This is a genomic window from Amaricoccus sp. (genome assembly GCF_036846665.1).
GTDB lineage: Bacteria > Pseudomonadota > Alphaproteobacteria > Rhodobacterales > Rhodobacteraceae > Amaricoccus.
Genome location: NZ_DAIUBO010000133.1, coordinates 1 through 10,343 on the forward strand (window position 1 = coordinate 1; position 10,343 = coordinate 10,343).

At 71.7% G+C, this 10,343-nt stretch carries 9 protein-coding genes; 4 read left to right on the plus strand and 5 right to left on the minus strand.

The genetic code is table 11. The annotated features are described in order from the left end of the window. A partial coding sequence (locus V7050_RS13205; RefSeq protein WP_324410655.1) for an alpha/beta fold hydrolase occupies positions 1-1,173 on the minus strand: 1,173 nt, incomplete at its 3' end. Further along, positions 1,170-1,349: a hypothetical protein gene (locus V7050_RS13210; protein WP_324369170.1), complete on the minus strand. Its 180-nt coding sequence runs from the start codon at positions 1,347-1,349 to the stop codon at positions 1,170-1,172. The genes V7050_RS13210 and V7050_RS13205, both read right to left, overlap by 4 nt. Positions 1,350-1,454: 105 nt before the next feature. Between V7050_RS13210 and phaR the strand changes: the two genes are divergently transcribed. Beyond that, complete coding sequence (gene phaR / locus V7050_RS13215; protein ID WP_324369168.1) at positions 1,455-2,042, plus strand: polyhydroxyalkanoate synthesis repressor PhaR; 588 nt, start codon at positions 1,455-1,457, stop codon at positions 2,040-2,042. 8 nt (positions 2,043-2,050) lie between these two features. On the opposite strand, the gene V7050_RS13220 is transcribed toward phaR, so the two are convergent. Further along, positions 2,051-2,911 carry an EAL domain-containing protein gene (locus V7050_RS13220; protein WP_324369167.1) on the minus strand — a complete coding sequence of 287 codons (861 nt, stop codon included), beginning with the start codon at positions 2,909-2,911 and terminating at the stop codon, positions 2,051-2,053. 238 nt (positions 2,912-3,149) lie between these two features. On the opposite strand from V7050_RS13220, the gene V7050_RS13225 reads away from it, so the two are divergent. Further along, positions 3,150-5,783, plus strand: coding sequence for a cation-translocating P-type ATPase (locus V7050_RS13225; RefSeq protein ID WP_324369165.1), 2,634 nt, complete (start codon positions 3,150-3,152; stop codon positions 5,781-5,783). A gap of 106 nt (positions 5,784-5,889) precedes the next feature. Here the strand turns inward: V7050_RS13225 and V7050_RS13230 are convergent, their stop codons facing one another. Both V7050_RS13230 and V7050_RS13235 read right to left on the minus strand, forming a co-directional pair. Continuing rightward, positions 5,890-7,065 carry a CCA tRNA nucleotidyltransferase gene (locus V7050_RS13230; RefSeq protein ID WP_324375083.1) on the minus strand — a complete coding sequence of 392 codons (1,176 nt, stop codon included), beginning with the start codon at positions 7,063-7,065 and terminating at the stop codon, positions 5,890-5,892. Continuing rightward, positions 7,065-7,673: a CoA pyrophosphatase gene (locus V7050_RS13235; protein WP_324370347.1), complete on the minus strand. Its 609-nt coding sequence runs from the start codon at positions 7,671-7,673 to the stop codon at positions 7,065-7,067. The genes V7050_RS13230 and V7050_RS13235 overlap by 1 nt, the downstream gene beginning before the upstream one ends. 280 nt (positions 7,674-7,953) lie before the next feature. On the opposite strand from V7050_RS13235, the gene mbhE reads away from it, so the two are divergent. Together mbhE and V7050_RS21060 are read left to right on the plus strand one after the other, a co-directional pair. After that, a complete protein-coding gene (gene mbhE / locus V7050_RS13240; RefSeq protein WP_324370349.1) occupies positions 7,954-10,212 on the plus strand; it encodes a hydrogen gas-evolving membrane-bound hydrogenase subunit E in 2,259 nt (752 codons plus the stop codon). Beyond that, positions 10,209-10,343, plus strand: a 135-nt coding sequence (locus V7050_RS21060; protein WP_442885693.1) for an MnhB domain-containing protein, incomplete at its 3' end; no start/stop codon positions are given. The genes mbhE and V7050_RS21060, both read left to right, overlap by 4 nt.

Below are 10,343 nucleotides of genomic sequence, written 5' to 3' on the forward strand. Positions count from 1 at the left end.
GCCCACATGGCCGGTCCTCGGCCGGAGGATGCGCGCCTGGGGAATCAGCCGGCGGGGTGGCTCCGCGATCTCCGGCGGGGCGATCGTGTCGCCCCGGCCGCTGAAGATCAGGGCCGGTGCCGCCACCCGCCGCAGATCGACCTCGCCGCCGAGAAAGCGCCAGCGGCCCGTCGCCGTGTCGTTGCGGATCTGCCAGCCGATAAGGAGATCCCGCGCCGCGGGCAGGGGCATGGGAACGCCGTCGGCCAGCCAGTCCTCGAGCGCGACGAAGAGCATCGCCGCCGCCCCGTCCGGATCCATGCGGGCGAGCTTCTGGAACTTCAGCGCCGCCTGCATCGGATTGACCAGCGCGAAGAGCGACTGGAAGAAGGCGACCGGCACCATCCCGAATGCGGCGCCGAGCCCCTCGAGCAGCCGTTCGGCCCGCTCCGTGCCCTCGGATCGGATCAGCGCCCGGAACGAGCCGGCGATCCCACGGGTCGAGGCGAAATCCCAGGGCGCGCCGATGGTGACCAGCCGCGCGACCCCCTCGGGCACCCTCGCGGCCGCGCCGGCCGCCAGCGTCCCGCCCATGCAATAGCCCATCAAGGCCACGGGCCGGCCGCCTTCCTCCAGCACCTGCCGAAGCGCCGGAAGGAGTCGCCGCCGCCCGTAGTCGTCGAGCCCGAACCCCGCCTCCTCGGCACCCGGCTCGCCCCAGTCGAGCAGGAGGGGGCGAATGCCCTGCGCGGCCAGCCAGCGCAGCACCGAACGGCCGGGGGCGAGGTCGAGGATATAGGAGCGGTTGATCAGGCTCGGCACCGCGAGCACCGGCGGCCCCAGCGGGTCGGTGGCCTCGGGCGTCGCGCCGAAGTCGAGCAGCCGCGCCGAGCCCTCGGACCAGATCACCGGCGGTTCGCGCAGCGTCCGGCGATAGGGATGGCGCTGCCAGATCTCCAGTCCGGCGACCGTGGCGGAGAGGCGCGCGGCGATCTCGCGCGCAACCTCGGTCTGGTCGAGATCCGGGCCGAGCGCGGCGGCGCTGCCGGCCAGATGCGGGTGCCAGGGAAAGCGCTCGTGATCCGACAGCGGCGCCGCCATCAGCGCCTGGGAATAGGCCAGCGCCGCCGTGCCGAGATGGAAGGGCAGCGGCGAGGGCTGGCCGATCCTGTGCGCGGCGGGCCCGGTGCTCACGCCCCGGTCCGGCCGGGGCGCGGCGCCGGCGCGGGCCCGTGCAGGGCGCAGAGCGCCAGGTGCCGCTCCCAGAGGTCGAGGTATCGTGCCGCCCGCCGCCGCGCGACGGAATCCGCCGTCCCGGCCTCCGGCCGGATGGCACCGGGTTCAGCCTCGATTTCCTCGATCCTCGTCATCAGGTTCCCCGCGGGAAATTCGCACCTGCAAAAAGCCTTTGCGCCCAGCCGCCCGGTCGGTAATCTTGAGCTTGGCGGAAGCGACATTCACCAGGAGACATGCGTGTGGCCGAAAGCAAGGACAACAGCGCCGAGCCCATCGTCATCAAGAAATACGCCAACCGTCGCCTCTATAACACGGCCAAGTCGAGCTATGTGACGCTCGAACACCTCGCGGAGATGGTCCGCGCCGGTCAGGATTTCGTGGTCAACGACGCGAAGACCGGCGAGGACATCACCCGCGGCGTGCTCGCGCAGATCATCTTCGAGGAGGAAGCCAAGGGGCATACCATGCTGCCGGCGAACTTCCTGCGCCAGCTCATCCGGCTCTACGGCGACACGCTGCAGGGCTTCGTGCCCGGCTATCTCGATGCCTCGATGGAAACCTTCGCCCGCAATCAGGAATCGATGCGCGAGCAGGTGGCAAAGGCCTTCGAGGCGAACCCGGCGCTCGCGAATTTCGAGACGCTGGCGCGCTCGAACATGGAGTGGTTCGAGAACGCCATGCGCATGTTCGCGCCCTTCGCGACCGGCATGGGCGGCACGAGCGCCCCGCCGGCGAAGACCCAGAAGCGCGACATGGAGATCGACGAGCTGAAGAAGCGGCTCGCCGAGATGCAGGCCCAGCTCAGCCGGCTGGTCAAGGAGGACTGAGCGCGCCTCTACGCCGTCGCGGCGAGCCCGTCGCCACCCCGCGCCGGCGGCATTTCCGGCTCGGCCGCGGGGCGGCCCACCAGATAGCCCTGAAGGCAGTCGATCCCGGCCGCGTGCAGCCAGTCGGCCTCGGCCGGCGATTCGACCCGCTCGGCGACGGTCATCATCTCGAAATGCCGCGCCAGGGTGGTCAGGCAGCTGATCAGGACCTGGCAGTCGCGGCTCCTGTGCACGTCCTGCACGAAGGCGCCGTCGATCTTGACGATGTCGAAGCGGAAATCGCGGAAATGGCGGAAGCCGGTGGCCCCGGCGCCGAAATCGTCGAGGGCGAAGGCGGGACCCATGCGCCGCACATGGTCCATGAACTCGATGGTCTGGGCGGCATCCGCCAGCGCCTCGCCCTCGGTGATCTCGAGGATCAGCCGGCCGCAGACGCCGCTGCCGCCGCGATGCGCCGCGGCGAGGATCGCCAGCCACTCCTCGTCGCCCATCGAGAGCGGCGACATGTTCACCGAAAGCCGCAGCGCCGGATTGGCCGCCAACGCGCGCAGCGCATGCGCCAGCCCGAGCCGGTCGATGGCCCGGCCGAGGATCCCGTCCTCGACCGACGGCATGAAGCCGCCGGCGGGCAGAACCTGTCCATTGGGCAGCCGCAGCCGCGCCAGCATCTCGTAGAAGGCCGGCATCCGCGGGTTCTCCGCGCGCACCACCGGCTGATAATGGAAGCTCACCCGCCCCTGGGCCAGCGCCTGGGCCACGGTGAAGCGGATCCGCGCCTTGGCCTCGACGCGCGTCATGGTCATGGCCTGCTCGGCGTCGCTCATGGTCTTGAGCAGCCTGAAGGCATCGATCGAGGGCATCTGGTGCATGGCGCGCTGACCTTCCGTTCCGCTGACCCGGTTTACCTAACGCATTGTTCTCTAAAAGTTCGTGAACTGGGTAAAACTGTTCGGTTAATGTTCCGTTAACCCCCGGCACCGCAGATTTCGGCGTCCCGCGGCCGCAAGACGCCACATCTCGGCGTTCGGCAGGCAGGCCGCGCCCCTTGCCCCGTCTGCGCAGCTCTGCGAGGAAATTCCGGCGGGGCGGAAGCGAGGCGGAAAGGACGTGCCGGATCGCATCGAGCGGGAATCATTGCGCGCCTGGACGCTGGCGGCGGGCCGGGTCGCCGAATCGCTGCGGGTCGATCCCGAAACCGGCCTCGATTCCGCCGCTGCCGCCGACAGGCTCGCGCGCCACGGGCCCAACGATCTGGGAGAAACCCGCTTTCCCGGTCCCGCCGAGATCCTGCTCGCGCAGTTCCGGGGCGCGATCTTCTGGCTGCTGATGGCCGCGGCCGCGCTCTCGCTCTGGATGCAGGACCGGATCGAGGCGCTCGCCATCGCGGCCGTCCTGATCCTGAACGGGCTCATCGGCTTCTCGATCGAGCTGCGGGCGATGCAATCCATGCAGGCGCTGCGGGCGATGTCGCGCATGCAGGCCCGGGTGCGCCGCGACGGCGCCGTCCGCCAGGTCGCCGCATCGGAACTCGTTCCCGGCGATCTGGTCCTGCTCGATGCGGGCGAACTGGTCCCGGCCGACCTGCGCCTGATCGCGATCGCCGACCTGCATTGCGACGAATCCGCGCTGACGGGCGAATCGGTTCCGGTCGTGAAGTCGACCTCTCCCCTGGACCCCGACACGCCGCTCGCCGAGCGGGCCAATATGGCGTTCCGGGGCACCGCGGTCACCCGCGGCATCGGGACCGGACTCGTCGTCGCGACCGGCGCGGATACCGAACTCGGCCAGATCGCCGATCTGGTCGCCGCCGCGGAGGAGCGGCGCTCGCCCCTGGAGAAGCGCCTCGAGGCGCTGGGCCGCCAGCTGGCCTGGGCCGCCATGGCCGCCGTCGCGGCCCTCGCGGCACTCGGGCTGGCGGCGGGCCAGCCGGCCATGGAGATGATCCGCACCGCGGTCGCCCTGGCGGTGGCGGCCGTTCCGGAGGGCCTGCCGGTCGTCGCCACGCTCGCGCTCGCCCGCGGCATGTGGCGCATGGCGCGGCGCAACGTGCTGGTGAACCGCCTGTCGGCGATCGAGACGCTGGGCTCGGTCGGCCTGATCCTCACCGACAAGACCGGCACGCTCACCGAGAACCGCATGACCGTGGCGGCGGTGCTGCTGCCCGACGCCGCGGACCCCGCGAACGACCCCGCCCTCGACAGGCCGGGGGCGCGCGCCCTGCTGGCGGCGGCGGCCCTCTGCTGCGACACAGGCGAGACCGGCGGCGATCCGATGGAGCGCGCGATCTGCGCGGCGGCCGCGGAGGCGGGATCGCCGCGCGAAGGCCTCCTTGCCGAGGCCCCGCGGACCCGCCTCCTGCCCTTCGACCCCGAGCGCAAGGTCATGGCCAGCGTGCACCGCGCGACCGATCACGACTTCGTCGTGGTGAAGGGCGCGCCGGAAGCGATCGTCGCGCGCAGCATCCGGGCGATCACCCGCGACGGCCCGGTGGCTCTCGACGATGCCGCGCGCGCCGGGCTGGTCGACCGGGCCGAGGCGGCCGCCCGCAGGGGGCTCCGCCTGCTCGGCGTGGCGCGCCGGGATCCCGCCGGACCGACCTCAGAGATGCTCGACGGTCTCGACTTCCTCGGCTTCCTCGCCCTGCACGACCCGCCGCGCCAGGACGTGCGCGCGGCGATCGAGCGATGCAAGGCCGCCGGCCTCCGGATCGTCATGGTGACCGGCGATCACCCCGCCACGGCCCGGCGGATCGCCGAGGAAACCGGCGTGGTCGGCGCCGACGCCCCACCCGGACAGCATTTCTCCCGGAGCGATTCCCGGCTCTCGCAGGCGGAGCGCGAGCAACTCGTGGCGGTGCCGGTCTTCGCGCGCATCGCACCGCGCTCCAAGCTCGACCTGGTGAGCCTCCACCAGGAGGCCGGCGCCGTGGTCGCCATGATCGGCGACGGCATCAACGACGCGCCGGCGCTCAAGAAGGCCGACATCGGCATCGCCATGGGCCAGCGGGGCACCCAGGTCGCCGTGGAGGCCTCCGACATCGTGCTGCGCGACGACAGCTTCGCCTCGATCGTCGCGGCGGTGCACGAGGGGCGGGTGATCTTCGGCAACATCCGGCTCTTCATCCGCTATCTCTTCGCCTGCAACCTCAGCGAGATGCTGGTGGTGGGGGGCGCGCTCGCCCTCGGCATGCCGCTGCCGCTGCTCCCGATGCAGCTTCTCTTCCTCAACCTCGTGACGGATGTCTTCCCCGCCCTCGCACTCGGTGCCGGCGAGGGGCCGCGCGACATCATGTCCCGCCCGCCGCGCCCCGCGGACGAGCCACTGATCGGCCGCCGCGGCTGGACCAGGATCGTCGTCGAGGCGGCGGTGATCGCGACCTTCACCCTCGCCACCTTCGCCGCGGCGCTCGGCCATCCGGAGGCCGTCGGGACCGATCCCACGACCATCGTGTTCCTGTCGCTGGCCTTCGCCCAGATCTGGCACATCTTCGCGCTGCGCGAGCGGGGCGAAGCCCTGTGGGACAACGCGATCACGCGCAATCGCTTCGTCTGGGGCGCGCTCGCCCTGAGCACCCTGCTGATCCTCGCCGGAACCTTCACCCCGCCGGTATCCGGCGCGCTGGACCTCCGGGCCCCGGACGCGACCGGATGGGCCCTCGCCCTGGCCGCGGGCCCCGCCGCCCTCGCGACCAACACCGCAATCGCGGCGTTCCTCGGCCGTGGATCACCGAATGCAGGCTGATGCCCCGGCGCATCGCACGGCCCGCGCCGCATTCCCCCGGAGGAGCAAGCCGCAGGGCGAGGGAGGTGCAGCCTTCCCGCCGGTCGGGGATCGGGAGGGAACGGACTCAGCCCCCGCCCGCGCGTGGCTCCGCCAGATTCCGCAGGGCGGCCGCATCCAGGCGGAAGCCGGACTCGATCCAGAGCGCCTCGAGGCGCCGCAACTCGGCCCCGAGCGCGCGCCCGTCGAGCGCGAGATCGGCGGCGCGCAGCGGAAAGACCGCCGCCGCTCCGCGCGCGATCTCGCGCTCCAGGCCCTCCGGCGGGGCGGAGCCCTCGCAGGCGGCGCGCACCAGCGCGGCGTCCCGGGCAGCCTCGGCCCCGTGGCGATACGCGGCCCGGGCGGGGGCGGCGCCCGGCTCGTCGAGCGCCGCTCGGCTCGCCGCCAGCGCCCTGGCATCGGCCTTGGAGAGACGCAGGCGCTCCGCCCAATCCTCGCCCCTGCCGAGCGCCGCCAGGCGGCGCTGCCAGCGCGGCGGCGCACCGAGCGCCCGCTCACCGGCGACGAGCGCCGCGATCGCGGTCGGGTCGGCCCCGGGCAGGACGGTGCCCAGAATGCCCGTCGCCGCCATGGCGGCCAGCGCCGGCGCGGAATCCGGGGCGGCGAGCAGCCGGGTCATCTCCGCCCCCACGCGCTCGCGCGAGAGCTGCGCCAGCCCGGCGCGGCCCTCGGCGCAGGCGGCGAGGCCCTCGGGGTCGAGCCCCTCCTCGGGATGGCCGTACCAGGCATGGAAGCGGAAGAAGCGCAGGATGCGCAGGTAGTCCTCGGCGATGCGCGCTTCCGCCGCGCCGACGAACCGCACCCGCCCGGCCCGCAGGTCGGGCAGCCCGCCGAGCGGATCGACCAGGGTGCCGTCGGGCTTCGCATAGAGCGCGTTCATGGTGAAGTCGCGCCGCGCCGCGTCCTCGGCGATGTCCCTGGAGAAGGCCACCACCGCATGCCGGCCGAAGGTCTCCACGTCGCGGCGGAAGGTCGTGACCTCGAAGGGCTGGCCGTCGAGCACGAGCGTCACCGTGCCGTGCCCGATGCCCGTGGGCACCGCCTTGACGCCCGCCGCCTCTGCCAGCGCCAGCACCGCCTGCGGCAGCGCGTCGGTCGCGAGATCGATGTCGGCCACCGGCGCGCCGAGGAGCGCGTTGCGCACGCAGCCGCCGACCAGATAGGCCGCATGCCCGGCCTCGGTCAGCAGCGCGCAGACCGCCTGGGTGCGCGGCGCGGCCAGCCAGGGGTCGCCCAGCCGCATCACGGATCGCGCATCCGGTCCGAGAGCGTGCGGAGCATGCGCGCGGTGGCGCCCCAGATGTAATGCGGCCCGTAGGGCAGCGCGTAGTAGCGCCGCCAGGCGCCCTGCCAGCGCCGGCCGTGGATCTGGAAATTCCCGGGATCGAGCACGAAGGCCAGCGGCACCTCGAAGATCTCGTCCACCTCGCGGCGGTCCGCCACGGGCACGAAACCCGCGTCGATGAGCCCCACGAAGGGCGTGATCGTGAAATGCGTCACGGTCTCGTGCCGGTCGAAATGCCCGAGGATCTCGACCTGCTCGGGGGCGAGCCCGATCTCCTCGCGGGCCTCGCGCAGCGCGGCGCCGAGCGCGCTGCCGTCGCCCGGATCCTGCTTGCCGCCGGGAAAGGCGATCTGGCCCGGATGATGCCGCAGGAGCGCCGCCCGGCGCGTCAGCAGCAGGTTCAGCCCCGCGCCGCGCTCCACCAGCGGCACGAGCACCGAGGCCGGCCGCGAGACCCGCCCGGCCGACGGCCGGACCCCGGGGTTCAGATCGAAATCCGACGAACCCCCGGCCGGCGCCTGCAGCGCACGCTGAAGCCGCGAGAGATTGAAGCAATGCCGGTCCATATCCCTAGATGGATCGCGCGCCGGAGCCGCGCAAGAGCGCCGGGCCGGGCGCTGCCCTCGTCCCGCTGCGGGACGAGCGAGGAAGAAAGAAGCGGCTCCATATGCGATCGTCCTGCAATTCCCGATCACCCGGGTTGATTCACACCCGCAAGTCCGACACAAAAAGCAGGAACGACTTCGCCAGCCCGCATGCCGGGGGACATCGCGGGCAGGAGCGAGAGCCAGGGCGCGCGCGCGGCGGGACAGCGCGGCGACTTGCAGCGAAAGCGGGGTGGACGCCTTGGCCGAAGGAATATCCGTCACGACGACGCAGGCCGGAGCCGGGCCCTGGCGCCTGATTCCCGCCGCCGCCGCCGCCGCCGCGACCCTCTGGTTCGCCGGCTTCGTCGCGCCGGTGTCCCACGGCGAGATCCCTCAATACGTCCTGCCCTGGGTGCCGATGCTCGGCATCGACTTCGCCTTCCGCCTCGACGGGCTGTCGCTGGCCTTCGCGCTGCTGATCTGCGGCATCGGCGCGCTGGTCTTCCTCTATGCCGCGACCTATTTCCGCAGCGACCGGCGGCTCGGCTCGCTGCTGCTCACGCTCATCGCCTTCGCCATCTCCATGCTCGGGCTGACCGTCGCCGACGACGCGGTGACGCTCTTCGTCTTCTGGGAGGGCACCACGGTCACCTCCTGGCTCCTGGTCGGCTTCGACCACGAGCGCGAGAAGTCGCGCGCCGCGGCGCTGCAGGCGCTCCTGGTGACCGGCATGGGCGGGCTCGCCCTGCTCGCCGGGCTCCTGATCATGGGCGGGATGGCCGGCACCTACCGGCTCTCGGAAATGAACGCCATGGGCGAGATGTTCCGGGCGAGCGGGCTCTATCCCCTGATCTTCGCGCTGGTGATCCTGGGGTGCTTCACCAAGTCCGCGCAATGGCCGTTCCAGTTCTGGCTTCCCGGGGCCATGGCCGCCCCGACCCCGGTCAGCGCCTACCTGCATTCCGCAACCATGGTGAAGGCCGGCGTCTATCTGATGGCGCGGCTGACGCCGGCGCTGGGCGGCACGGACCTGTGGATCTGGACGCTGGTGCCGGTGGGCGCCTTCACCATGATCCTCGCCTCAGTCTGGGCGATGCGCCAGACCGACCTGAAACTCATGCTCGCCTTCACCACCATCATGGGGCTGAGCGTCATCACCATGCTGCTCGGCGTCTCCACGCCCGAGGCGGCGGTCGCGGCCATGACCTTCCTGCTCGTGCATGCCTTCTACAAGGCCGGGCTCTTCCTCTCGGTCGGCATGATCGAGAAGGGCGCCGGCTCGCGCGAATATCCCGAGGTGGCGGGGCTCGCCGCGGCCATGCCGCTGACCACGACGGTGATCGCGCTCGCCGCGCTCTCCATGGCCGGGGCGCCGCCCTTCTTCGGCTTCATCGGCAAGGAGGTGATCTACGAGGCGGCGGGCCACGCCCCGGTGCTGCCGCTCTTCGTCGCCGGGGCGGCGCTCGTGGCGAATGCGCTGATGATCGGCTGCGCCGGCATGGTGGCGATCCGGCCGTTCTTCTTCCGGCCGCGCCGGAGCCCGCGGGACATGCCCGCCGATCCCGGCTGGGGCCTCTGGCTCGGCCCGGCGATCCTCGCGGCCCTCGGCCTCTTCTGCGGCCTCTTCCCCGGCACCGTCGATCACGCGCTGGTCGCGCCGATGGTGCATGCGGTCACCGGCGCCGAATCGCCGACGCATCTGGCACTCTGGCACGGCATCGGCGCACCGCTGATCCTGAGCCTCGTGACCTTCGCGCTCGGCGGCTGCCTCTATCTGCTGCTCGACCCGATCCGCGACAGGCTGGCGGCGGCCGAGCCCTCGCTGCCGCGCACCGAAGGCTGGTACGACGCGGCCCTGGTGGGCATCGCGGCGATCGCCGCCGCCCTGACCGGGGCGCTCCAGAACGGCCGGATGACGAGCTACCTGCGCTGGACCTTCCTCACGCTCGGGGCGCTGATCTGGCTGGCGCTCTTCGTCGGGCACGGCACCTGGCCCGCCTTCACGCTCAGCCGCGAGATCATGGACTGGGCGATCTTCGTGATCATCGTCGTCTCGATCGTCATGGTGCTGCGCACCCATTCGCGGCTGACCGCGATCACCGCGCTCGGCGGCGTCGGCTCCGGCATCGCCATCATCTTCGTGCTCTACGGCGCGATCGACGTGGCGATGACCCAGCTCTTCGTCGAGATCCTCGTGGTGATCTTCCTCGCCATCGCCATGGTGCGGCTGCCGCCGACGGGGGCCATGCCCTTCAGGGTCGGCAATGCGCTGGTGGCGGCGGTGCTGGGCCTCGGCGTCTTCGTGGTGCAGCTCTCGGTGCTCGGGACCGACCTCGACCTCTTCATGACGGTCTTCTTCGAGCAGAGCAGCGTGCCGTCGGCGCTGGGACACAACATCGTCAACGTGATCCTGGTGGACTTCCGCGGCTTCGACACCATGGGCGAGATCTCGGTCGTGGTCATCGCCGGGGTCGCCTCGATCGCCGCCCTGCGCGCCGGAAGGAGGACCCTGCGGTGAAATCGCTCATCCTCAGCACCTGCACGCGGATGCTCATGCCGCTGATCCTGATCCTCTCGGTCTTCGTCTTCTGGCGCGGCCACAACGAGCCGGGCGGCGGCTTCATCGCCGGGCTGATCGTCTCGATCACC